Source organism: Prosthecobacter sp., assembly GCF_044226605.1.
GTDB lineage: Bacteria > Verrucomicrobiota > Verrucomicrobiia > Verrucomicrobiales > Verrucomicrobiaceae > Prosthecobacter.
This window is the reverse complement of sequence record NZ_JBGAGS010000030.1, coordinates 37,774-63,433: the sequence shown is the minus strand read 5'-3', so window position 1 is coordinate 63,433 and position 25,660 is coordinate 37,774. Positions and strand designations below refer to the sequence as shown.

10 protein-coding genes and 1 pseudogene are annotated in these 25,660 nt (G+C 61.2%); 4 read left to right on the top strand and 7 right to left on the bottom strand.

Translation table 11 applies throughout. The features are described from left to right. The first annotated feature begins 93 nt into the window (after positions 1 to 93). Positions 94 to 13,773 (top strand): autotransporter-associated beta strand repeat-containing protein, encoded by a 13,680-nt coding sequence (locus tag ACILSO_RS29070; protein ID WP_395741000.1) that lies wholly within the window; start codon positions 94 to 96, stop codon positions 13,771 to 13,773. A gap of 92 nt (positions 13,774 to 13,865) precedes the next feature. Here the strand turns inward: ACILSO_RS29070 and ACILSO_RS29065 are convergent. From ACILSO_RS29065 to ACILSO_RS29045, 5 genes and pseudogenes are all read right to left on the bottom strand, one after another. Then, a pseudogene (locus ACILSO_RS29065) lies at positions 13,866 to 14,399 on the bottom strand (IS630 family transposase); the annotation flags it as partial. Beyond that, positions 14,387 to 14,803: a hypothetical protein gene (locus tag ACILSO_RS29060; RefSeq protein WP_395736237.1), complete on the bottom strand. Its 417-nt coding sequence runs from the start codon at positions 14,801 to 14,803 to the stop codon at positions 14,387 to 14,389. The pseudogene ACILSO_RS29065 and the gene ACILSO_RS29060, both read right to left, overlap by 13 nt. 252 nt (positions 14,804 to 15,055) lie before the next feature. Further along, positions 15,056 to 16,030 carry a magnesium transporter CorA family protein gene (locus ACILSO_RS29055; protein ID WP_395740999.1) on the bottom strand — a complete coding sequence of 325 codons (975 nt, stop codon included), beginning with the start codon at positions 16,028 to 16,030 and terminating at the stop codon, positions 15,056 to 15,058. Positions 16,031 to 16,115: 85 nt separating this feature from the next. Further along, positions 16,116 to 16,460: a rhodanese-like domain-containing protein gene (locus ACILSO_RS29050; RefSeq protein WP_395740998.1), complete on the bottom strand. Its 345-nt coding sequence runs from the start codon at positions 16,458 to 16,460 to the stop codon at positions 16,116 to 16,118. Positions 16,461 to 16,481: 21 nt separating this feature from the next. Then, the gene (locus ACILSO_RS29045) at positions 16,482 to 17,096 is read right to left on the bottom strand and encodes a L,D-transpeptidase (RefSeq protein ID WP_395740997.1); all 615 of its coding nucleotides are present in this window, start codon (positions 17,094 to 17,096) and stop codon (positions 16,482 to 16,484) included. Positions 17,097 to 17,277: 181 nt separating this feature from the next. Between ACILSO_RS29045 and ACILSO_RS29040 the strand changes: the two genes are divergently transcribed. Both ACILSO_RS29040 and ACILSO_RS29035 read left to right on the top strand, forming a co-directional pair. Then, positions 17,278 to 19,716, top strand: a complete 2,439-nt coding sequence (locus ACILSO_RS29040; RefSeq protein WP_395740996.1) for an SMP-30/gluconolactonase/LRE family protein — start codon at positions 17,278 to 17,280, stop codon at positions 19,714 to 19,716. A 44-nt stretch (positions 19,717 to 19,760) separates the two neighbouring features. Next, positions 19,761 to 20,915, top strand: a complete 1,155-nt coding sequence (locus tag ACILSO_RS29035) for a hypothetical protein (RefSeq protein ID WP_395740995.1) — start codon at positions 19,761 to 19,763, stop codon at positions 20,913 to 20,915. 42 nt (positions 20,916 to 20,957) lie between these two features. On the opposite strand, the gene trxB is transcribed toward ACILSO_RS29035, so the two are convergent. Further along, positions 20,958 to 21,890 (bottom strand): thioredoxin-disulfide reductase, encoded by a 933-nt coding sequence (gene trxB, locus ACILSO_RS29030; RefSeq protein ID WP_395740994.1) that lies wholly within the window; start codon positions 21,888 to 21,890, stop codon positions 20,958 to 20,960. Positions 21,891 to 22,021: 131 nt separating this feature from the next. Between trxB and ACILSO_RS29025 the strand changes: the two genes are divergently transcribed. Next, positions 22,022 to 23,227, top strand: coding sequence for an MFS transporter (locus ACILSO_RS29025; RefSeq protein ID WP_395740993.1), 1,206 nt, complete (start codon positions 22,022 to 22,024; stop codon positions 23,225 to 23,227). Positions 23,228 to 23,460: 233 nt separating this feature from the next. On the opposite strand, the gene ACILSO_RS29020 is transcribed toward ACILSO_RS29025, so the two are convergent. Beyond that, positions 23,461 to 25,581 carry a M3 family metallopeptidase gene (locus ACILSO_RS29020; protein ID WP_395740992.1) on the bottom strand — a complete coding sequence of 707 codons (2,121 nt, stop codon included), beginning with the start codon at positions 25,579 to 25,581 and terminating at the stop codon, positions 23,461 to 23,463. Positions 25,582 to 25,660 lie beyond the last annotated feature (79 nt).

The following is a 25,660-nucleotide window of genomic DNA, read 5'->3' as shown; positions in this document are numbered from 1 at the left end:
CTCACTTTCATGACAACGACAACTGACCATTCCCGAAATCCGGCGAAATCATGCATTAGTTCCAGGCGCTTCAGGAAGCCGATGGCGTTTCTGATGGTGGCCTTGACGGGTTTTTGGCAGATCCGGCCTTCGCTCTATGCGGCGACCCTCACGTGGGATACTGTCGCGGGGGATGCTGGCTCCATCACGGGGGGAGCGGGGACATGGACGAATGGGCTGGGGGGCTGGAACACCGGCGGTGGTGACACGACGTGGAATAATGCGACGCCTGATTCGGCGATCTTTGGCGGCACGGCGGGCACGGTGACGCTGGGCGGCGCGGTGACGGTGGGGAACATGGTGTTTAACTCTGGGTACTCGCTGGCGGACGGGGGAAATGCGCTGACGCTTTTGAATTCCACCATCACGGCGAATTCGGCGGCGACGATCAGCGCGGCGCTGAGCGGCAGCACCGGTTTGATCAAGGATGGCGCTGCTACGCTGACGCTGTCCGGGACGAGCAGCTATACTGGGCCAACGGTGATCAATGCGGGCGTCCTGAGCACGACGTCACTGGCCAATGGCGGGAGCAACAGCAACATCGGGGCGTCATCGAATGCGGCGAGCAATTTGGTGCTGAACGGAGGGACGCTGCAGTATAACACTACAGGAAGCACGGACCGACTGTTTAGCGTGGGCACCTCCGGCGGGACGATCAGCATGCCGTTGGTGGGAACACTCAATCTAACGAATACTGGCAACATCGGTTTCAATGGGCAGAGCGGGGCGCGCACGGTGACTTTCGCCTTCAGCGACAATCCCTCAAATGGGGGCAACCTTGTTCTCTCCAGCGCGATCACTGACAATGGAGGCGCCACTTCCCTCGTAAAGGCGAACTCATTTGGCATCTTGCGGCTTGCCAGCAACAATAACACATACACTGGGACCACGACGATCAATGGAGGCAGCGTCTCGATTGGCAACTTGGGCGGAAGCACCGGAAGCATCGGCAGCGGGAACATCATCATTAATGGCAGTGGAACCCTTTCTGTGTCGCGCAGCGGTACGGTGAATCTGACCCAGACGATCAGCGGTACGGGTGGAGTCATCCTCAACGGGAGCGCGGCGCTGACCATGAGCGGTACCAATACTTATACCGGCGGTAACAACATCCTGGGCAATGGAGGTGTGATGATCGTGAGTGACATTGGCAACGGGGGTGTCCCCAGCGGGATCGGGGCTTCAAGTTCTGCGGCGAGCAATTTGCTGATCACGACTTTCAGCACCTTGCGTTACGTTGGGACGGGGGCTTCGACAGACCGACTGTTTTCGCTTTCCGGGGGCGCATCTGGGGTTGGGACCATCGATTCTTCGGGGAGCGGGGCGCTGGTATTTGCCAACACGGGAGCCATTGCTTTAGGTGCCGCCGGTACCAGAACACTCATCTTGAGCGGGACCAATACGCAGAACAACACGATGACGCCGGTGATTGGTGACAATTCCGGGGCGACGGCGATTACCAAATCCGGAACCGGGACGTGGGTGGTGGCCGGAGCCAACAGCTATACGGGAGTGACAACTGTTTCAGGTGGCGTGCTGGCTGTTTCAAGCCTTGCGAACGGAGGGAGCAACAGCAACATCGGGGCAGCGACCAATGCGGCCAGCAATCTGGTGCTGAATGGCGGCACACTGCAATACACGGGCGCCGCTGTGAGCACAGACCGTTTGTTTAGCGTCGGGACCAGCGGTGGTACGATTGACTCGTCTGGCACAGGGGCGGTGAATTTTGCCAATACGGGAAGCATGGGCTTCAACGGTCAGCTGGGCCTGCGCATCCTGACACTAACGGGAACGAATACAGGAGCCAATACGATAGCGGCAGTCATTGGGGACAACACTGGTGCGACTTCGCTGACGAAGACGGGTACGGGGACCTGGGTGCTCACGGGTGCGAACAGCTACTCGAATCCGACAACCATCAATGGCGGCGTGCTGAGCGTTGCGTTGCTGGCCAATGGCGTGAGCAACAGCAACATCGGTGCCTCAGGCAATGTGGCGAGCAATCTGGTGCTCAACGGAGGCACCCTGCAATACACGGGCGGAGCGGTCAGCACGGACCGGCTTTTCAGCGTGGGCACCGGCGGCGGGACGATCGATTCGTCCGGCACGGGCGGGATCAACTTCACGAACGGGGGCAGCATGGGCTTCGTGGCCAGCGGGACCCGAACACTGACCCTGACAGGAAGCTATACAGGCACGAACATCATCAATGCAGTCATCGGCAACAACGGCAACAACACGTCTCTGACCGTGTCAGGAGCCGGAACCTGGACGATGAACGGATCCAACACCTACAGCGGGGTGACGACAATCAACGGCGGAGTGCTCAATGTGATCACCCTTGCCAATGGGGGTAGCGCCAGCGGCATCGGCAACTCCAGCAACATCTCGTCCAACCTCGTGCTGAACGGGGGGACCCTGCGGTTTTCCGGCAGTTCCGCCAGCACGGACCGGCTCTTCAGCGTGGGCACCAGCGGCGGCACGCTGGAGTCGTCGGGTGTGTTCGCTGTGAATTTTACGAACACGGGCAGCATGGGCTTCAACGGCCAAAGCGGAGTGCGTACGCTGACCTTGGGCGGTATCAACAGTGCCGACAATACGTTGGCGGCGATGATTGGCGACAGTGGTGGCGCGACAGCGGTCACCAAAACGGGCAGCGGCATCTGGGTGCTGAGCGGGACGAACACCTATACCGGGGTCACGACTCTGACCAACGGAGAGCTCAAGGTGAGCACTCTGACCAATGGTGGCATCGCCAGTGGGATGGGAGCCGCGACCAATGCCGCAAGCAATCTGGTGTTCAATGGCGGTAATCTGAACTATACCGGAGCGGCAACGAGCACCGACCGGTTGTTCAGCCTGGGCACGGCGGGTGGCAACATCAATGTCTCTGGCTCGGGTGGAGTGAACTTTACCAACACCGGGGCCATGGGCTTCAACGGGCAGACGGGCGCACGCCTGCTGGACTTGGGCACTTCAAACGGAGGAACGAGCACGATTGCGGCCCTCATTGGCGACAACGGCGGTGCCACCGGCGTGAGACATGTGTCTACCGGCACCTGGGCGCTGACAGGAGCGAACACCTACACAGGCATCACCTTGATCGGTGGAGGAGGTGTGATCAGTGTGTCCAGCCTGGCCAATGGTGGCAGTGCCAGCGGCATCGGAGCCGCAACGAATGATGCGGCCAACCTTCTTCTCAACGGAGGCACGCTGCAGTACACGGGAGCGGGGGCCAGCACGGACCGTTTGTTCAGCATCTCCAACAGCGGGGCGACACTGGATGCCTCAGGCACAGGGACGGTCAACTTTACCAACACGGGTGCGATGGCGTTCATGAGCGCCCAGACCAGTGCAAAAACGCTGACTCTCACGGGCACCAACACGGGCAGCAACACACTGGCGGCAGCGATTGGCGACAACGTGGGGGCGACCTCGCTGACCAAGAGCGGGGCGGGCACTTGGGCGCTGACAGGAAGCAACAGCTACTCCGGCACGACCACGATCAGCGCAGGCGTGCTGCAGATTGGCAACGGAGGCACGAGCGGGACGCTGGGCAGCGGAGGGGTAACGGACAACGCGAATCTGACTTTCAAGCGCTCTGACTCACTCTCTGTGGCGAACACGATCAGCGGAACAGGGTCGGTAACTCAGGCGGGGACGGGAACGACCACGCTGAGCGCCACCAACACCTACACGGGCGCGACGAGCGTCACGGCGGGGACATTGAGCATCACCTCCATCGCAAATGGTGGGAGCGCCAGCAACATTGGGGCCTCCACCAATGCAGCGACGAATCTGGTGCTGAATGGCGGGACGCTGCAATACACGGGCGGGGCGGGAACGACGGACCGGCTTTTCAGCGTGGGGACGAGCGGCGGTACGCTGGATTCTTCGGGTTCGTTTGGGATTACTTTCTCCAATTCAGGAAGCATGGGCTTCAATGGGCAGAGCGGCGCACGCACGCTGACGCTGACGGGGACGAGTTCCTTCATCACCAATCAGATCGCAGCGGTGATCGGTGACAATGGAGGCGCAACTTCGCTGGTGAAAAATGGCACGGGAGGATGGGTGATCACCGGTACGAATACTTACACGGGCACGACGACCATCGATTCCGGCTCCCTGACCGTGGGTGCCAACGGCAGCACGGGGACGTTGGGCTCGGGCAACATCATCAACAATGGGCAGCTGATGTTTCTGCGGACCGGCACGCTGACCATGGCGCAGAACATCAGCGGCAGCGGAAGGGTGGTCCAAGGAGGTTCCGCCACCGTGACCATGAGCGGAACGAACACTTATACCGGCCCAACCTTGATCGCCGGGGGCGGTGTGGTGAGCATTTCGAGCCTGGGCAACGGGGGGAGCGCAAGCGGCATCGGCGCGGCCACGAATGACGCTGCCAACATTGAATTCAGCAGCGTGACAGCGACCCTGAAATACACGGGTGCGGCCACGAGCACGGACAGGCTTTTCAGCATTGATGTGGGAGCGGGGGCGGTGCTGGATGCCTCGGGCACAGGTGCGATCAATTTCACGAACACTGGGGCCATGGGGCTGACGCCGGGCGGGGCGAGTCCGCGCAAGCTGACCCTGACCGGGAGCAACACGGGGAACAACACGCTGGCAGCCGCGGTGGGCGAGAGCGGCGTGACGACTTCTGTGACGAAGTCTGGCAATGGTACATGGCTGCTCACGGGGGCGAATACTTACACGGGAACGACGACGATCAGCGGTGGCAAGCTGGTGGTGACAAGTCTGGCGGATGGTGGGAGCGCGAGCAACCTCGGGGCGGCAAGCAATGCGGCGAGCAATCTGGTGCTCAATGCGGCGACGCTGCAATACACCGGGACCGGGTCGAGCACGGACCGGCTCTTCAGCATTGGCACGGGCAGCGGGTCGCTGGATGCCTCCGGAACTGGCGCGATCAATTTTACCAACACGGGGGCGATGGGATTCAACGGGCAGAGCGGCACGCGCGGTCTTTCGCTTTTCGGCACGGGACTGGGCAGCATCGCGGCAGCGATTGGTGACAATGGAGGAGCCACTTCGATTTTGGTGAATGCCACGGGCGGCATCTGGACGCTCACCAGTGCTGCGAGCACCTACACGGGAACGACGAGGGTCTTCTTCGGCACCCTGGCTGTCTCCGTGCTGGCTGATGGCGGGGCTGCCAGCAGCATCGGTGCCTCCAGCAATAGCTCGGCCAATTTGTGGATCGATGGCGGGACGCTGAAGTATATCGGCGGTGCGGCCAGCACGGACCGGCTGTTTGCCGTGGGAACCAGCAACGGCACGCTGGATGCGTCTGGCACCGGGGCGATCAATTTCACCAACACGGGCAGCATGGGGTTCAACAGCACGGGCTCGCGCACGCTGACCCTGACCGGCACGAACACAGGAGACAACACGCTGGCAGCGGTGATCGCGGACAACAGCGGAGCCACGACGCTGAGCAAGATGGGTGCGGGCAAGTGGGTGATCACGGGCAACAACACCTACACGGGGGTCACCAATATCAACGCGGGCACCTTGCAGGTGGGCAACGGGGGCACATCGGGCACGCTGGGAACCGGCACGGCGACGATTGGCTCGGCGCTGATCATCAACCGCTCGGATGCGGTGACGATCACCAATGCCATTGGTGGTACGGGTACATTCACGCAGGCGGGAACTGGGACGACCACATTCAGCACCGGGACGAAGAGCTATACGGGCGGAACGTTTGTGAATGCGGGGAAGCTGCAGGCGGGAAGCGCGAACGCATTCAGCACCGGCTCGGCCGTGACGGTGGCGAGTGGGGCGGTTCTGGAGGTCAATGGCTTCAACCCCCTCGTGGGTGGCCTGAGCGGTGCGGGCACGGTGCAAAATGGAGCGGCGACTGGGGCCACGCTGAACATCGGGGGATCTGCGAACTCGTCCTTTGACGGGCTCATTCAAAATGGCGGGAGTGGGTTCATGTCCATCAACAAGGGAGGAGCGGGTGGCACGCTGACGCTGACGGGCAGCAATACATACACGGGTGGAACTGTGGTGAGCGCCGGGACGCTGAGTGTTTCCAACCTGGCAAATGGTGGTGTGGCGAGCAACATTGGCGCCTCCAGCAATGCGGCCTTTAACCTGATTCTGACGGGCGGCGCGCTCAGCTATACGGGAGCAGCGGTCTCAACGGACCGGTTGTTTTCGGTGACGACGAGCGGTGGCACGCTGGATGCCTCAGGCACTGGCGCGATCAATTTCACGAATACCGGAAGCATGGGCTTTAACAGCCAGACGGGTGCGCGCACACTCACGCTTTCGGGGAACAACACGGGGGCAAACACGATCGCGGCGGTGATCGGGGACAACAGCGGGGCGACATCGCTGAGCAAGCTGGGAGTAGGTACGTGGGTGCTCACCGGGGCGAATACTTATACAGGCACGACCTCCATCGTCGGAGGTGTGCTGCAGGTGGGCAGCGGCGGCACGACGGGGAATCTGGGAACCGGCAACGTGAGCGGCAGTGGCAGTCTGGTGATCAACCGTTCTGATTCGATCACTGTATCCAATGCGATTTCGGGCACGGTTTCTCTCACGCAAGCAGGCACGGGAACGACCATACTGACGGGTACGAACAACTACGGAAGCACGACGATCAGCGCGGGCACCTTGCAAATCGGCAATGGAGGCACCACAGGCACGCTGGGTGGCATTGGTACGATCACCAACAACGGCAAACTCATCATCAACCGTTCCGATGCCATCACGCTCGCGGGAGCCATGAGCGGGACGGGTGAATTCATTCAAAACGGAACCGGCACCACCACACTGACCAATTTCAACCAGTGGGGAAGCGCCACGGTTAACGCGGGAATTTTGACGGCGCTTGCCACCAACAGCCTGGGGACAAATTCGCCCATGACGGTCAATGCCGCCGGGACGCTGGTCATCAGCGGGCTGGGCAGCAGTGCGTTGATTGGATCACTTGCGGGGGCAGGCACCGTCAAAAACGGCGGGGCCACGGCTTCAACCATCGCCATCGGAGGTGTCACCAATGGTGCGACGACATTCAGTGGCACGATCATCGACGGAGGCACAGGGACCATGGGGCTGGACAAAATGAGCGCGAATTACACGCTGACCCTTTCGGGGGCGAGCACCTACACGGGGCTTACGCGAATTTTTGCGGGCACGCTGATTGTTACCAATCTGGCTGATGGTGGCAGCGCGAGCAGCATTGGTGCCTCGAGCAGTGCGGCTTCAAATCTCGTTTTCAAGACGGGGGGCGCCGTTTTGAAGTACACCGGCGCGGCAGTGAGCACGGACCGTCTCTTCAGCATCACCGGTGGCACTGCCACGCTGGATGCTTCGGGTACGGGGGCGCTGAACTTCACGAACACCGGGGCCATGGGCTTTGATGGAGGCAGTGGTGCACGCACGCTCACCCTGAGCGGAACGAATACGGACAACAATACGCTGGCTGCGGCGATCGGTGACAACGGTGGTGCGACGTCACTGGCGAAGTCGGGCGTGGGCACGTGGGTGCTGACGGGAAACAACACTTACACGGGCACCACGAACATCGGCATCAACGGCGGCGTGCTGCAGGTGGGCGCTGGCGGCACCACGGGAACGCTGGGAAGTGGTGCGGTGACGAATCTCGGGATTTTGATCATCAACCGCTCGGATGCGATCACGGTGGGCAACACCATTGGTGGAACGGGGATACTGACGCAGGCGGGGGCTGGCACGACGACGCTGAGCGGAACGAATACCTACACGGGCAGGACGATCATCAATGCCGGCGTGCTGAGTGTGTCGTCACTCGCCAATGGTGGCAGCAACAGCAACCTGGGGGCATCGATCAATGCTGCGACCAACCTGGTGCTGAACGGTGGCGCATTGAAGTACACTGGTGCTGCGACGAGCACGGACCGTCTGTTCAGCGTGGGAACGAGCGGCGGCACGCTGGATGCCTCGGGCACTGGCGCGATAGCCTTTACCAATACGGGCAGCATGGCGTTTAACAGCCAGGGCGGTGTGCGCACCCTGACGCTGACGGGGACGAATACCGGCAGCAACACACTTGCGGCGGTGATTGGAAACAACGTGGGCGCGACTTCGCTGGTGAAGTCTGATGTCGGCACGTGGGTGCTGACGGGGACGAACACTTACACTGGAACCACGACGATCAGCGGTGGTGTGCTGCAGGTGGGTGACGGTGGGACGGCGGGAACACTGGGCAGCGGTGCGGTGACGAACAATGCGAGCCTGGTGATCAACCGTTCGAATGCCATTACGGTCGCAAACACGATCAGTGGCAGCGGTTCATTGACGCAGGCTGGCGGCGGCACGATGACGCTGAGCGGAGCGAACACTTACACTGGCAGCACGGTCATCAATTCCGGGGTGCTGAGTGTGGCGGCTCTGGCGAATGGTGGCGTGAGCAGCAATATCGGTGCCTCCACCAGTGCGGCGAGCAATCTCGTGCTCAATGGCGGGACGCTGCAATACACGGGCGCTGCTGCGACGACGGACCGGCTTTTCAGCGTGGGCACGAGCGGCGGCACGGTGGATGCCTCGGGAACGGGGGCGGTGAATTTTAACAATACCGGCAGCATGGGCTTCAATGGGCAGACGGGTGCCCGCACGCTGACGCTGACGGGGACGAACACGGGCAGCAATACACTGGCGGCGGCCATTGGAGACAACAGCGGTGCCACGGCGCTGGTGAAGTCCGGCACGGGAACGTGGGTGCTGACGGGAACGAACAGCTACTCGGGCACGACGATGATCAGCGCGGGTACTTTGCAGGTGGGCGATGGCAACACCACGGGCACGCTGGGCAGCGGCACAGTGACGAACAACGCGGCACTGGTGATCAACCGCTCGGACGCCATCACGGTGGCGAATGCCATCAGCGGCACGGGTTCATTCACACAGGCTGGAGCGGGGACGACGACGCTGAGCGGCACGAACTCTTATACGGGAGTGACGACGATCACCTCCGGGGTGCTGAATGTGACGACGCTGGCCAATGGCGGAAGCAGCAGCGGCATTGGCGCCTCGAGCAATGCGGCGAGCAATCTGGTGATCAATGGTGGCACGCTGCAATACACGGGCAGCAGCAATGTGAGCACGGACCGGCTTTTCAGCGTGGGCCTTGGCAGCGCGGTGATCGATGTGTCTGGCACTGGGACGGTGAATTTTACGAACACGGGAGCGATGGGCTTTAACGGGCAGAGCGGTGCGCGCAATCTGCTGCTGACGGGCACAAACACGAGCGGGCCGAACATCATCGCGGCGGCGATCGGCGATTTTGGCGGAGCGACTTCGGTGACGATCGATGGTGCGGCCACGTGGCTGCTGACCGGAGCGAATACTTTCACGGGAGCGACGACGCTGAGCTCCGGTGTGCTGCAAATCGGCGGTGGCAGTCTGGTCTCGGCGCTCATCATTGGTGCGAATGCAACGCTTGAACTCAATGGACTGAACTCCAGCATCGGCTCTCTGGCCGGGTCGGGAATCGTGCAGAACAATGGAGCAACTGCGGCGACGCTGACACTGGGCGGGAACAATGCGGACACGACCTTCAGCGGGATCATTCGTGACGGGGGCGCGGGTGCTTTCTCGCTGGAGAAAGCGGGGAGGGGAACGTTTACGCTCACGGGAGCGAACACGTACAGCGGAACGACGACGATCGATGCTGGTGTGCTGCAGGTGGGATCGGGCGGGACGACGGGTGCGCTGGGCACGGGTGCTGTGACGAACAATGCGCAGCTGACGATCAATCGCTCGAATGGGATCACGGTGGGCAATGACATCAGCGGCAACGGTTCGCTGACGCAGGCTGGCGCAGGCACGACGACGCTGAGCGGAAACAGCAGCTACACGGGCAGCACGACGATCAATGGCGGAGTGCTGAGCGTGAGCGTGCTGGGCAATGGTGGTGCGAACAGCAACATCGGTGCCTCCACAAATGCAGCGGGCAATTTGGTGCTGAACGGCGGCACCCTTCAATATACGGGTGCGGCGGTGAGCACGGACCGCCTGTTCAGCGTGGGAACAAACGGCGGCACGGTGGACGCCTCGGGCACGGGTGCGGTGAATTTTACCAACACGGGCAGCATGGGCTTCAACGGGCAGAGCGGCATCCGAACGCTGACGCTCACGGGAACGAACACGGGCAGCAACACGCTGGCGGCGGCGATTGGCGACAATGGCGGGGCCACTTCGCTGACGAAGTCTGGGGTGGGAACGTGGGTTCTTACCGGCGCGAACAGCTACACCGGTGCGACGGTGATCAACGCAGGCGTGCTGCAAATCGGCAGCGGTGGTACGACGGGTGCGCTGGGCAGCGGAGCGGTGACGAACAATGGCAGCCTGGTGCTCAACCGTTCGGACGCGATCGCGGTCGCCAATGACATCGGCGGGAGCGGTTCTCTGACGCAGGCCGGAGGCGGCACGACGACGCTGAGTGGAAACAACAGTTACAGTGGTGGCACGACGATCAATGCGGGTGTTGTGAGCGTGGCGGTGCTGGCGGATGGTGGCAGCAGCAGCAACATCGGGGCATCCTCGAACGTGGCGGGCAATTTGGTGCTAAATGGTGGCGGCTTGCAATATACGGGAGCGGCGGTGAGCACGGACCGCCTTTTCAGTGTGGGAACGAATGGCGGCACGGTGGATGCCTCGGGCACGGGTTCGGTGAACTTTACGAACACGGGCAGTGTGGGCTTTAACGGACAGAGCGGCGCACGGACGCTGACGCTGACGGGAGCGAATACGGGCAACAATACGCTGGCGGCAGGCATTGCTGACAATGGCGGTGCGACGATGCTGGTGAAATCTGGAACTGGTACGTGGGTGCTGACGGGGAACAATGCTTACACGGGAACCTCGACGATCAATGCGGGTGAGCTGCAGATCGGCAGTGGTGGAACGACGGGAGCGCTTGGTACCGGGGATGTGACCAACAATGGCAGCCTGGTGCTGAACCGTTCGGATGCGATCAGCGTCGCGAATGCGATCAGCGGCAGTGGTTCGCTGACGCAGGCGGGTGCTGGGACGACAACGCTGAGCGGAAGCAGCAGCTACACGGGCAGCACGACGATCAACAGCGGCGTGGTGAGCGTGAGTGTGCTGGCGAACGGTGGTGCGAGCAGCAACATCGGCGCCTCCACGAATGCGGCGGGCAATTTGGTGATCAATGGCAGCACGCTGCAATATACGGGCGGTGCGGTAGGCACGGACAGGTTGTTCAGTGTGGGGACAGGCGGCGGCACGCTGGATGCCTCGGGAACGGGGGCGGTAAACTTCACCAACACGGGCAGTGTGGGCTTTAATGGGAGCGGTGCGCGCACGCTGACGCTGACGGGGTCCAATGCCGATGGCAACACGCTGGCGGCGGTGATCGGTGACAATGGCGGGGCCACGACGCTGACGAAAACCGGGGCGGGTACGTGGGTGTTGAGCGGAGCGAACAGCTATACGGGCAGCACGACGATCAGCGGAGGAACATTGCAGATCGGCGATGGTGGCACGACGGGCTCTCTGTCCGTGAGCAGCGCTCTGAGCAATGATGGCACGCTGGTGTTTAAGCGCTTTGATGCGATGACACAGGGGACGGATTTTGCCGGCTTGATCAGAGGCAGCGGCGCGGTGACCCAGGCGGGAAGCGGAACGCTGACACTCAACGCGAGCAACACCTATGCAGGCGCCACGAGCGTCAAGGCAGGCACGCTGACGGTGACGAGCAATGAGGCGCTGGGCACCAGTGCCGCGGGCACGACGGTGAGCAGCGGCGCGACGCTGCTGCTGAAGGATGTGAACTACAGCACGGCGGAAGCGCTCACGCTCAATGGCAGCGGAGTCAGCAGCGGCGGTGCGCTGCGCAACAGCGGCACGAGCACTTATACGGGCCAGATCACGGCGGCGACGGATGCGAGCATCAATACGGGTGGCGGCGTTCTGACGTTGACGGGTGGTCTGGTGAAAGACGGCACCGTTTTGACGATCACGGGCGGCGGCACGGTGTATGTGAGCGGCACGGGCATCAGCGGTGCGAGTGCGAACTCGGATCTTGTCGTGGATGGGACCACTCTGGTGGTGAGTGCTGACAGCGACTACAACGGGCCCACCACAGTAAAGAACAGCGCGATGCTGGTGGCGAATGCGGCGATCGCCACGACGAAGTTTGATCTTAGCAGCAACAGCACGCTGGTGGGAACGGGAAGCATCACCACGGCGGTGAACCAGGATATTTTGATCAATGGCCTGATGACGGTGGGAGATCCTGCGGTGGCTCCGGTGGCGACAAGTTTTGCACTGACCACCTCGGGCACGGGTGCTGTGGTGCTGGGGGCGGGCAGCGTGATCCAGCTGGATTTGTTCAGTGGAGCCGGTGCTGGCAACAACCTCAGCAACGCGGCGGCTGCGGACTCCATCAATCTGCATGGCAAGCTGGATGCGACGGCGGGTGGCACGGTGGTGGTGGGCAATCCGAATGGCATGACGCATTTCCACGGCGGCGATCAGTGGCAGCTTTTCAATCTCAACACGGGCAGTGCGAATGAGGGCAGCATTGCCGGAGCTCTGGCGCTGAATGACAGCAGCCTGGGACTGGCAAGCGGGGTGACGAGTCATCTGGATCAGAGCACGGGTATCTTCAGCGTGATCGATACGAACGGAGGCCTGGCGACTGCGGCGGTCGAGGGGCAGGCGCTGATCTCGGGCGGTACCACGGTGACAGCTGACCTGAACGGGCACCTCTTCAACCTGCGCGCCGGCGGCGGTGAAGAAGAGGATGATGCGAGCTCAGGCTCCATCACGGCTGCCCTCGATGAAGGAGTGCTGGTGGGCGAGGGTGATGGAGATCCAAAGAAGAAGGATTCTCCGGTGGCCAAACGTGTGCCGCACTCGCGCCAGTGGGAAGTGTTTGCGACGGTGAACTACGGCAATGTGAAGCTGAATCCGATCCGTACGCAGTCGGGTGTGCAGGTGGACTCCTGGGCCTCAGGCGCGGGTGTTGAGCGGCACTTTACGCGGGGGCTGACGGTTGGTTTTGCGGCATCCTTCCTGCAGAGCACGCAGGGCTACACGGGAAATGCGGGCAGCCTCTATCTGGAAGGTCCGGCGCTCTCCACCTATGTCTCCTATGTGCGCGGGGGGCTCTGGAACAGCCTGCTGTACAGCTTTGGCACGTATCAGATGGATTCCACGCGCAATCCGGGAGCGCCATTTCCGGTGGCGAATGGATCGACCCGCGCCTACACGCATTCGATCCAGTACAACTCGGGCTGGAATTTCCGCTTCCAGAACAACACGCTGGTCACCGGTCCCTTCATCGGGCTGGATTACCTGCATGGTTCGGTGAATGCGTACAACGAAACCGGGGGTGGACTCGCGGCGCTGCATTACAACTCGCAGAGCTTCCAATCTCTGGTGAGCCGCATTGGCTGGTCGGCCTCGAAGAAGTTTGAGACGAGTTTTGCCACGATCACGCCGCAGCTGCGCCTGAGCTATGAGCGCCAGAACATCCGGAACAACAACGGGACGAGCGTGTCGCTGCTGAATGTGCCGTTCTCTTCCACGGCGGGAAACCAGAACCCGGGGCAGGATTATCTGGTGGCGGGATTTGGGGTGAACTTTGCGTTTACGCAGCAGTTCAGCATGATGCTGTCGTATCAGGGGCAGTTCTTCCGCCATGACCTGCAGGCGCACTTTGGCAGTGTGAGATTCAGCTATCGGTTTTAAGGAGGGGGCCTCAATCTTGGCAAGGTGCCGGCCCCTCACCCCAACCCTCTCCCCGAGGAGCGTTTTTACATGATGGAGTAAGTTAGAGCATATTAAAAAATACTATAGCCACAAGAGGCAAACCAACCCATGGCGTTTTTGGCCGTGATTTTTGAGAACGCCATGGTGATGGCTTCATCAAGCTGCGCGGGCGTGCGTGCCTCCGCGCTGCGCAACAGCCCCTTGATCTTGCTCCACATCTTCTCAATCGGGTTGAGATCCGGTGAGTAGGCCGGCAGGAACCGCACTTCAGCGCCAACCGCCCTCACCAGCTCCAAAACTACGGGACTTTTGTGCACCGCGAGGTTGTCCATCACAACGATGTCGCCCTGCCGCAACGTTGGGCAGAGCACCTGGCCGATGTAAGCCACGAAGGCGGCGGTGTCGGCCGCTCCAGAGAGGTGCATGCAAGCCGTGGTGCCATCGAGACGGATGGAGGAGATCATGGTGGTGCTCTGCCACCGGCCACACGGCGCTGCTGCATGCAGCCGATGACCGCGCGGAGCTCTGCCACGCAGGCGGGTCATGTTGGTCTTGGCACCGCTCTCGTCGAGAAAGACCAGCCGCCAAGGCTCTAGCCCGCCTTGCTTGCGCTTCCAGAGGCGGCGCGCTTTGCGGACGTCTTCGCGTTCTTGCTCGGCAGCGCGGAGCGTCTTTTTTTATATGTCAGCCCCATGTCCACGAGCACGTAGTGGATCGCGGGCAGGGTGCACTCCAGCCCCAATGCATCACGCAGTTCGGCCAGTGTCATGTCGGGCTTGCCCTTGAGATGCTGCCGAATGGCCATGCGGTGTGCGGCTACAATGAGCTTTTTGCGCCCGGCAAGGTGATGCCGTGGCTTGATGCATCCGGTGTGGCGCCGCTGCTGCAGGAGCTTTTTGACCATGCCAAGGGAGACCTGAAAGCGGTGCGCAATCTCATCGCGGCTGCCTTCGCCTTTGTCATAAGAACTCAGGATGCGTTCACGCAAATCAAGGGAGAGTGTGGCCATGTGCCTTCATAGCATGTCATCGCCACAATGGCTATATAATTATTTAAAATGCTCTAGGGGCGGGGAGAGGGGGAACCGCGTTTCTGCGCTGGATTTGTGGGGAGCGAAATTAAGACGTCCCAATTCTCAGGGCTGTCGTCGAGCGCTGGTTTTGCCATGCGAATGGGCGCGAATATTCGCGAGTTTTTAGGAGGGAGAGGGTAAGTTCGGGTGCTCGCCCTTAAAGAGCATCAATCTGCCCAAAGCCGACAGCTACAGCAGCCGCTTGCGCTTGAAGAACCAGATGGGGAGGATCGCGGAGAGGACGATCAGGAGCATGACGAGGAGGAAGGCCCAGCCGTTGGAGGCGGCGGGGAGGCCGACGTTCATGCCGTAGATGCTGGCGATGAGGGTGGGCGGCATGAAAAGCACGCTGGCGACGGTGAAGATCTTGATGATCTGGTTCTGCTGGATGTTGATGAGGCCGAGGGTGGACTCGAGCAGGAAGGTCATCTCCTGGGTCTGCTGATTGGTGTAGTCGTCCATGCTCTTGATGTCGCGCATGACGCTGCGGAACTGAGCGGCGAGATCGCCACGCATCCAGGTGGCGGCGTTGTTGAGGAAGTACTGCAGCATGCGGCTGATGCTGAGCAGGCTCTCGCGAACATTGGCGACGAGGGCGCTGCGGCGGCCGAGGAGCTTGACGACGTCGCTGAGGTCTTTTTCGACGCCCGCGTGGGCCTTGTGGGGATCGAGACTGAAGACGTCGCGGCAGATTTTTTTCATGTCGCCCTCCACGCCCTGGAGGGCGTCGGCGATGCGAGCGACGATGAGTTCGAGCAGGAGGAGGAAGACGGCGTCGCTGGTGAGGGGTGTGCTGCACTGGCGCTTGACCTGGTCCACGAGGATGCGGAAGGAAAGGGGGTCGGCGTAGCGGACGGTGGTGAGGCAGTCCGGAGCGATGACGAAGGAGATGGAGGTATTGTCAGGATCGGGCGTGTCGAGGCCGACGGGCAGCCACGCGGTCATGTAGAGGGTGCCTTTTTCGGTGTAGAGTCGGCTGGATTCCTCGATCTCCTGCATTTCTTCGCGGGTCGGAAGCTGGTATTCGAGCCATTTTTCGGCCTCGAGTTCTTCAGCACGGGCAGGATTGAGCAGATCGAGGAAAACGAGGTTGTCCGGAAAAGGGAGTGTCTTTTCGTCGTTCCAGTCGATGAGCTGTCCTTGCTGGGTGAGAAGTCGAACCATGCGTGCGTGCGATTGGGGGGGAGGCAGGAGAGTAAGCGTGGCGTCAGCATGCGCCACAGCAAACTCGCCTGAGAGATGTATCAGATCAGTAACGTGGCGTCGCGGGATCGACCATGTCCGCCCAGGCATCGATGCCGCCGCGCATGCTCTGCGCGTGGATGAAGCCATGCTGGCGCAAAAACTGAGCGGCGCGCAGACTGCGCATGCCGTGGTGGCAGTAGATGACGAGGTGCTCCTGAGTATTGGTAAAGAGCTGCTGGGCGAGCTCGCCGAACTGGGAGAGCGGGACGAGCTGTGCCCCTGTCAGGTGACAGATGTGCCACTCGCTTTCTTCACGACAGTCGATGAGGCGGAAGGTGCGCTCGCCGGGACGCTCCATGAGGTAGGAGACGTCTGTGGGGCCGATTTCGAGCGGAGTTTCCGGAGTCATGACATCAGGAGCAGGGAAGCGTCAGGGGCGTACGGTGACAGGGGTGCCCTTAGTGACGTTGTTGTAGAAGATGGCGGCCATGTGCGGAGGCATGCGGACGCAACCGTGTGAGGCGGGGTAGCCGGGGAGAAAGCCTTCGTGCATGCCGATGCCGCCGACGAAGCGCATGAAGTGGTGCATCTTGGAACCCTCGAAGCGGGTGCCGGGAGGGGCTTTGTCCTTGGTGACGTCAATGTTGGCCACGACGACATTTCCAGCGCCGTCCACAAAGTCGCCGTAGAGGTTGGATTTGTGCCACTGGTCTTTCTCCATGACTTTGAAGGTGCCGGTCTTGGTGGCGTGGCGTTCGTCGCCGGTGGAGAGGGCGGAGACACCGGCGAGCGTGCCACCTTTGTAGAAATAGGCTTTCTGGTCGCTGATGTCGATGATGATGCTGGGAGCGCCGGGAATGTTGTCGCCGTCCCAGTAGGAATCCTGGTCGGCGCTGTACATCGCGGAATGGGGGACACTGGTGGAAGCGAAGGCTTCGAGGTACTGTGTCTGCCCGCGGTCGCTCGAGTTCTGGCAGGAAGCCAGCAAGGCGAAGGCGGAGAGAAGGGCTAGGCGGACGGCTTGGGGGATCACCAATTGACTCATGCGTAGGGGGTTACGTGTGCGTGGCCGGAAAGGGCGCGGAGATATGCCGTGACTGAGGGCTTCTGTCCAGCGTCAATCAGGGCACAGGGAGTCGAAAGCAGGGGGGCGGGGGCGGGGGAAAAGCAGCGGGAAGGCGATAATCCGGTGGCGAAAAAAGCCCCGCTGCGGCGTTTGATCCCTCATGCTCCGAATTTTGCTGCCCCTTTTCCTTGTTTCGTCCGCATTTGCTGAACCGCCCGCCGGAACGCCCCCGGCACAACAGACTCCAGGGAACGGGACGCTTTTCAACGGCTGGAAGCTGACCCCGGCAGGCAAGCATGTGGCGCTGCCGGGGGACATGCCGCTGAAGATGATCCTCTCTCCGGACGGGCAGGCGGCCATCGCGGTGTGTGCGGGGTACAACAGCCCGGGGCTGGTGGTACTGAACGTGGCGGAGCAGAAGCAGACGCAGTTCATCTCCATCCCGCACATCTGGAACGGGCTGACGTTTGACCGGGAGGGAAAGAAACTTTTCGTCAGCGGCGGGGCCTCGGGAGAGGTGCATGTGTTTGCGTATGAGGCTGGGGAGCTGAAAGCGCTGAACTCGGTGAAGGTGGCGCCGGAGGGCGGGCCAAAGTTTGTGTCCGGCATCGCGGTGCATCCTGAGGATGGGAGGCTGTATGTTTGCAATGAGGCGAGCCATGAGCTGTGGGTGCTGAATGCGGAAACGCTGGCGGTGGAGGCGACGCTGCCGACGGGGCTGCACCCGCACTCGTGCCTGTTTGGCGCGGACAAGCGGCACCTGTATGTGAGCAACTGGGGCTCCCGCAGTGTGTCGATCGTGGACACGCAGAGCGGAAAAGAACTTCGTGAGCTGAGCGTGGGAGTGCGGCCCAATGACATGGCGATCGCCCCGGACGGGCGGTTGTACGTGGCGTGCTCGGGAGACAACACGGTGCATGTGATCCAGACGCGGGTGCTGGAAAAGAAAGGGGAGGATGCGGACTCCTCGCGGCGGCTGTGGGACGGTACGCGGGAGATTATTTCGACCTCGCTGTATCCGCAGTCGCCCGAAGGCAGCACGCCCGACGCGCTGGCGGTTTCTCCGGATGGCAGGACGCTGTTCGTGGCGAATGCGGACAACAACTGCGTGATGGTGGTGAACATCGGCGACTCGGAGACTGAACCGGGTGAGAAGTATGCGGAGAAAATCAGCACGGTGGAGGGCTTCATTCCCGTGGGGTGGTACCCCACGTCGCTAGCCGTGAGCAGCGATGGCGGCACGCTGCTGGTGGGCAACGGCAAGGGCATCATCGACAAGCCCGATCCCAGCAAGGACGGCGAGCTGAAGCCGGGGGAAAAGCAGAAGGCCATTCATCCTGGGCGGACGCTGGACGGGAGCGTAAGCTTCATCGCCAAACCGGATGACAAGCAGATGACAGCCTACACAGCGCAGGTGCGGAAGAACTCGCCCTACACTCCGGAGATGCTGCGCGCCGTGAAGAAGCCGAACGATTGCGTGATTCCTGACAAGGTGGGTGCGAGCTGCCCGATCAAGTATGTGCTGTACATCATCAAGGAAAACCGCACGTATGACCAGGTGCTGGGAGACATGAAGGATGCGAAGGGCAAGCCCATCGGCAACGGGGACCCGACTATAACACTCTACGGCGAGGACGTGACGCCGAACCAGCACCAGCTCTCACGTGACTACGTGCTGCTGGACAATTTGTACTGCAATGGCGAGGTGAGCGTGGACGGCCACAGCTGGTGCGATGCCGCGATGGCGACGGACTGGAACCAGCGCTCGTGGACGCAGAGCTACTCCAGCCGCAAGGACAAGCTGCCGGGCAACGATGAACTTGAGACCCCGACGGCGGGGTATCTGTGGGACCAGTGCAAGCGTGCGGGCATCAGCTTCAAGACGTACGGTGAAGGAGCGCAGCGCGTGCCCAGCGTGAACCGTGGCAAATGGAGCGAGCCGCGTGACATGGACAAATGCGAGAACTGGATCCGCGATTTGCACGAGGCGGAGAAAACGGGGGAGCTGCCGCGCTTTACCATCATGGCACTGGGGGAGAACCATACGAAGGGCACCACGCCGGGCCAGTACACGCCTGCGGCCTGTGTGGGCAGCAATGATCTGGCGTTTGGCAAGATCGTGGAGGCAGCCACGAAGTCGAAGTTCTGGAAGCAGATGGCGATTTTTGTGATCGAGGATGATGCGCAGAACGGGCCAGACCATGTGGATGCGCATCGCACCATCGGCTCGGTGATCAGTCCGTGGGTGAAGCAGAAGAGCATCGACCACACACTGTACACCACGGCGAGCATGATCCGCACGATGGAGCTGATCCTGGGGCTGCCGCCGATGACGCAGTATGATGCGGGAGCGACGCCGATGTTTCGCTGCTTCACGAACGAGGCCGTGGCGAAGGAGTACAAGGTGAGGCAGCCCACGGTGGATCTGCTGGCGAAAAACACGTCTGCATCTCCCGGAGCGAAGGCGAGCGCGATGATGGACTTTGATGAGTATGACGAGGCGCCCGAAGATGAGCTGAACCGCATTTTATGGACGGAGGCGAAGGGGCCGGATGCGCCGTATCCCGCGCCGATTCACCGGGTGCTGTTTATGGAGTAGGAGGGTGAGCTTGAACGCATCGCTGCCTGTGTGCATGTTTGCTGATGGTTGACCAGGCACTCCTTGTTTTGCGTTCTGTTGCGGCACTGTTCGTGTTCGTCATTCTTTACAAGACAGTGAGGCTGGAAGGGCGGGTTCTTCCCAAGGCCATCGTGCTGGTTTTTGCCGCGGCGCTTTTTCTGTGGCTGTGCACGCTGTCCGCATGGTCGTTGTGGCTGCTGGCCTTGGCGAGTGGACTGTTCCTCGTGCTGCTAGTGGGCAGGGTTTTGTCTGCGCGGACAGATCCGTCGGACAGTGATGAGGCAATGCGACGGCTTGCAGAAACAAAGCTGCCAAGACCCTATACGGCAGAGGAGATTCAAATGAGAAGGAAGTTCTCATTAGAAGACCGGGAGTGCGTGTACCAGATGGAGTTTGTCTATGGACGGCTCCTTTCAGAAGATGAGATGCGAGAGAACCTCGACGAGCACCACGCTATGCTGGCCAGGGTGGAAGCTGACCGGCAGGAACGAGATCGAAAGCGCGCGGCGGAGAACGAGGCCGAGGAAAAGCTGCGGAGGGAGATGGAACTGCCTGAGCAGCGTGGAGCCGGAAGTCTGTGGAACATCAGTTTTGATGCTGGCGCGGAATTTAGGCGAGTGGATGGCACGGTGCTCACTGTCCCGGGCGGTTCCCATGAACTCTCTTTGTGCTGTCGGTTCGAGGCGGAGCCTGAGGCTGATTATTATCCCAAAATACCAAGTGAGCTAAGGTTCGCGGGCATGCCGGACATGTCGGGAGTGATCAACTTGGTCAGCTTGCTTGACCTGTTCGAGGTGGGACAGGTGTTTTGGTGGCGGGATCAGGGGGACGGGTGGCAAAAGAGCTTCGTGTCCAATGTGGTGCTAGGAAACGTCGGCTGCGTGGATGATGCCAAAGAGGTGCTGCGTTTCAAAGCGGGCACGGAAGAGATCGCGGTCTATTTTCGACGCGGCTCCTACTTCGCCTCTCTAGCGGTGGTGGAAAATCAATTGTGGGCGCGAATATACGCGCTCCAATGCCTTCCGCTGGAGGACGACGATGCCGAATTTGAAACTTTGGCTCCGTTTTGCTTCCCTATCCGGCCTGCAAATCTGCCGGAGGCATGGAATCGGGAGGAGGATCTGGAAGAGGTAGAGGACGCGATGGCACTATCACGCGTCGAAGGACGGGCGGGCTAAAGCCACGACCGTCCTTCGAGGGGAGCTTGAAGCGTGCTGAGTTTAGTGCACGCCGTGATCGGCAAGGTAGCGTTCGGCTTCGAGGGCGGCGGCGCAGCCTTGGCCGGCGGCGGTGATGGCCTGGCGATAGACGTGGTCGGCGACGTCGCCGGCGGCGAAGAGGCCTTCGGTTTTGGTGCGGGTGCCTTCGGTCTGGAGGATGTAGCCGCCTTCGTCGGTATCGACGAGGTCGCCGAGGAACTGGGCGTTGGGAACATGGCCGATGGCGACGAAGACGCACTTCAGTTCCAGCTCGCTCTTCTCGCCAGTGACGAGGTTTTCGAGGGTGACGGCGCGCATCTCGCCTTTTTCATCGGTGAGGTACTCGCTGATGGTGGAGTTCCAGACGGGCTTGATCTTGGGATTGGCCAGGGCGCGATCGGCCATGATCTTGGAGGCGCGCAGTTCGTCGCGGCGGTGAATGAGATAAACGGTGCTGGCGAATTTGGTGAGGAATCCGGCTTCTTCGCAGGCGCTGTCGCCGCCGCCCACGACGCAGACGGGGACGTTGCGGTAGAAGGCGCCGTCGCAGGTGGCGCAACTGGTCAGGCCCTTGCCGATGAGGCCTTTTTCATTGGGCAGACCGAGGTGCTTCGGGGAAGCGCCGGTGGCGACGATGACGGTACGGGTCTCATAGACGGTGCCGCCTTCGGTGTGGATTTCGAAATGGCCTGCGTCGGTCTTTTTGATGTTGCTGACGAGGGTGTACTCGATGCGGGCGCCGAATTTTTCCGCCTGGGCCTGCATGTTCATCATCAGCTCCGGGCCCATGATGCCATTGGGGAAGCCGGGGAAGTTTTCCACCTCGGTGGTGGTGGTGAGCTGGCCGCCGGGCATGTTGCCGGAGAGGATGAGGGGCTTGAGGTTGGCGCGGCCGGTGTAGATGGCTGCGGTGTAGCCGGCGCAGCCGGTGCCGATGATGATGACGTTTTCCATGAGAAAGGGGAGTTGGGAGGGGCGAGAAAGGTCGCGGAAGATGGAAAGATGCAGCGGGGGTGCAACCTTCGCTTTTCGCAGACTCGTTGTTGGAGTTTCGCGGGTCCCGGCTTATTTCAAAATTTACAACGATGTCCAACCCCGCCACGGATGCCAAAGCCAGCCGCAAATCGCTGGCAACGCTGTTTTTCTGCACAGCGATGCCCATGGGGATGTGGAGCGTGCCGCTGGCCAACGTGTTCAAGGCGTATGATCGGGGGCATCTGGTGCCGTGGGTGTTTGCGACGACGGCGGTGGCGGCCTTCATTTCGCCGTTGTTTGTGGGGGCGATGGCGGACCAGAAGCATTCTCCGGTGCTGCTGCTCAGGTGGCTGGCGGCGGTGACGGGACTCGTGCTGTTCATCACCTGCGGTTCAGTGGCCTGGGGCTGGAGCGATGCGATGGTGCTCGTATGCGCGCAGCTGTACACCCTGGTGGCCACGCCGGTGTGGAGCCTGACGAGCAGCATTGTTTTTTCCCAGCTGCACAATGCGAAGCAGCAGTTTGGGCCGCTGCGTGCCTGCGCCACGGCGGGGTGGATGGTGGGCTGCTGGATCGTGAGCTTTGTGCTGCTGGCGGATGCCTCCCTGCTGGCCGGGGTGACGGCAGGCGGGCTGTGGCTGGTGGTGTCCGGGTTGACCTGGTGGCTGCCGATTATTCCGCCCGGGGAGGTGGTGCAGCACCGCACCTGGAAACAGATCCTGGGGCTGGACGCGCTCTTTCTGCTCACGCACCGGGACCACCGCGTGCTTTTCATCACCTCAGCCCTGTACTGCGTGCCGCTGGCGGCTTTTTATCCATACACTTCGGCACAACTGCGGGACCTCGGTGTGGGACAGATCTCCGCGGTGATCTCCCTGGGGCAGACCAGCGAAGTGATCGCGATGCTGCTGCTCTCCGGCATGCTGGCGCGTTTCCGTCTGAAATGGGTATTTCTCTCGGGAATCGCGATCTGTGTGGTGCGGTTCTCCTTCAATACGTTCAACACCCTGCCGTGGGTGATGACGGGGACCTTTTTGCATGGCTTTGCGTACACGCTCTATTTCATCACGACGCAGATTTACCTGGAGGAGCGCATTGATCCGAAATGGCGGGTGCGTGCGCAGGCGCTGCTGGCCATGCTGATGGGAGGGCTGGGCAACCTGATCGGGTACCTGGGCGGCGGCTGGTGGCATGCCGCGTGCACGAAGGGGGCAAGCACGAACTGGAGCGTCTTCTGGTGGGGCGAGGCTGCTCTCACTGCGGTGGTGTGTGTCTTCTTTGCCGTGGCGTATCGGGGGCGGGTGAGGAGCGAGTGAGCGTGAATTTGAAGTGTGAAAACGCTAAACAGCGCTTTCGGGGACTGATAGTTTGAGCGGGCTAAATTAGCTGGCCAGAACCGAGGTGTTGTTGTGTCTGGCAGGCATGCCTGCGGAAAGCGGTAGCTGCGTTCGTCCATCACTTCGCGACCACACTCCACATCTGAGCGTGCGCGGTTGCGTTGGGGTGTCATGAGGGGCGGGCTGGCGCCTCGCCCATCCCACGAATTGAATCACGCCAGCCCGGCACGAGCGAGGAGGGCCATGGCGTCGGGGTCGCGGCCCATGAAGTTTTGGAAGAGTTTGGCGGGGTCTTCGGAGTTGCCTTTGCTGAGGATGGTATCGCGGAATTCGCGGCCGACGGCGGGATTGAGGACGCCTTCCTGCTGGAAGCGGGTGAAGGCGTCTGCATCCAGCACTTCAGCCCACTTGTAGCTGTAGTAACCTGCGGCGTAACCGACGGGACTGCTAAAGAGGTGGCCAAAGCGGCGGGCCATGGTGGGCTGCTCGGTTTTGAGCTTCATGACGTAGCCTTTGAGAATGGAGCGTGCGAGCTTGTCGAGGTCCACGCCTTCATCGGTGGCGTGGTGCATGTGGAGGTCGAGGTCGAGCTTGCCGAAGGCGAGCTGGCGCATGATGTCGCTGGCGCTGCGGTAATTTTTTGCGGCGAGCATCTTCTTGAAAAGACGCGGCGGGATGGTCTCGCCGGTCTCGTGATGGCGGGCGAAGAGATCAAGGCTCTCGCGCTCCCAGCAGAAGTTTTCCATGAGCTGGGAAGGCAGCTCGACGAAGTCCCAGTAAACGCTGACGCCATTGAGGGAGGGGATTTCCACGTTGCCGCAAAGCTGGTGCAAAAGGTGGCCGAACTCGTGGAAGACGGTGGTCACTTCATCGTGCGTGAGCAGGGCGGGCTTGCCATCGACGGGCGGGGTCATGTTGCCGCAGATGAGGCCGAGGTGCAGGCGGCGGTCGCGCTCGCCACTGGGGGGCACGCCCATGCGGAGGTAGTTCATCCAGGCACCACCGCGCTTGGAGTCGCGCGGATGCCAGTCGGCGTAGAAAGAGCCGATGTGGACGTCCTTCTCATTGCGCACTTCATAAAATTTCACTTCGGGGTGCCAGACTTCCACGGGGCCGGATTTGCCGGGGCGGGTGCTGACATTGGCGGGGGCGTCCGTCCCAGGAGGGACGTAAACGACTTCCCGGCTGACGATGCGGAGATCGAAGACCTTCTCCGCAAGCTGGAACATGCCGCTGAGGACCTTGTCGATGGGGAAGAACGGGCGCAGTTCTTCTTCATCAAAGTCGTACTTGGATTTGCGCTGGCGCTCGCTCCAGAAAGCGACTTCCCAGGGCTCGAAGAGATCAACGGCCTGATGGGCGTTGTCGGCGCGGAATTCCTGCAGCTCGATGGTCTCGCGCTGGAAGGCCTCATGCACACGCTCGTAGAGATCGGTGATGAAGCGATAGGCGCTCTGGCCGTTCTTCGCCATGCGATGGTGCAGGATGTGATCGGCGAAGTTCGCCTTGCCCATGATCTGGGCTTTTTCATTGCGCAGGCGCAGGATTTTCCAGACGAGCTCGGTATTGTCGTGCTCGCCACTGCGGCCGATGGTGCAGGAGCCTTCCCAGACCTGGCGGCGGATGCCTTCATCTTCGATGTATTCCATGACTGGAATCATGGAAGGTGCCTTGAGGGTGAAGCGATAGACGGGTTGCTCAGCGGTGCCGAGGCCCTTGGCCAGGGCGTCTGCTTTGGCGGCGTCGATGGCGGTCTGCGGCAGACCCTTGAGCTGATTGACGTCGTGGATGATGAGCTCCCACTTGTTTGTCGAATCGAGCACGTTTTCTGAGTACTTCTGCGTGCATTTGGAGAGCTCGGCCTCGATCTCCTCGACGCGCTTCTTTTTCTCCGGAGGGAGATCGGCACCGGCTTCGATGAAGCCTTCCATGGCCTCATCGAGCGCGCGTTTGCGCACAGGCGGGAGGTGCCGGGCTTCGTCGGTCTTGCTGTAAGTGACAAAAAGGTCCCACAGATGCTCGTTGAGGGGGATCTTGGCAAAGAAGGAGCTGACCTCCGGGAGCATCTTGTTGTGCGCCTCGCGCAGGGCGGGGGAGTTGCAGAGGGAGTCGAGGTGGGTCACGAGGCCCCAGGCTTCATTGAGTTCGCGGGTGCATTCGTCCAGGCCTAACACCACGGAGTCGAAGTTCATCTTGCCACGGTCCTGCTCGATGACGGCATCCAGATTGGCCTGCGCTTTTTCGAGTGCGGCGCGGATGTCGGGCTCGATGTTTTCAGGAGTGAGGGTGGACCAGCGGATATGCAGGTCCTGAGTGAGGAAAGGTGCTGCCATGGGCGGAGTTTTTTTTGGCGCGTTGGGGTCGCGGAGTATGGAGTAAATGTGTCTGGCTGCAAGGTGACATTGGCAGGAT

Coding starts and splice junctions, on each gene's coding strand:
- ACILSO_RS29070 (WP_395741000.1), top strand. CDS start 94: ATGGTGGCCTTGACGGGTTTTTGGCAGATCCGGCCTTCGCTCTATGCG.
- ACILSO_RS29060 (WP_395736237.1), bottom strand. CDS start 14,803: ATGGCCACACTCTCCCTTGATTTGCGTGAACGCATCCTGAGTTCTTAT.
- ACILSO_RS29055 (WP_395740999.1), bottom strand. CDS start 16,030: ATGGTTCGACTTCTCACCCAGCAAGGACAGCTCATCGACTGGAACGAC.
- ACILSO_RS29050 (WP_395740998.1), bottom strand. CDS start 16,460: ATGACTCCGGAAACTCCGCTCGAAATCGGCCCCACAGACGTCTCCTAC.
- ACILSO_RS29045 (WP_395740997.1), bottom strand. CDS start 17,096: ATGAGTCAATTGGTGATCCCCCAAGCCGTCCGCCTAGCCCTTCTCTCC.
- ACILSO_RS29040 (WP_395740996.1), top strand. CDS start 17,278: ATGCTCCGAATTTTGCTGCCCCTTTTCCTTGTTTCGTCCGCATTTGCT.
- ACILSO_RS29035 (WP_395740995.1), top strand. CDS start 19,761: ATGGTTGACCAGGCACTCCTTGTTTTGCGTTCTGTTGCGGCACTGTTC.
- trxB (WP_395740994.1), bottom strand. CDS start 21,890: ATGGAAAACGTCATCATCATCGGCACCGGCTGCGCCGGCTACACCGCA.
- ACILSO_RS29025 (WP_395740993.1), top strand. CDS start 22,022: ATGTCCAACCCCGCCACGGATGCCAAAGCCAGCCGCAAATCGCTGGCA.
- ACILSO_RS29020 (WP_395740992.1), bottom strand. CDS start 25,581: ATGGCAGCACCTTTCCTCACTCAGGACCTGCATATCCGCTGGTCCACC.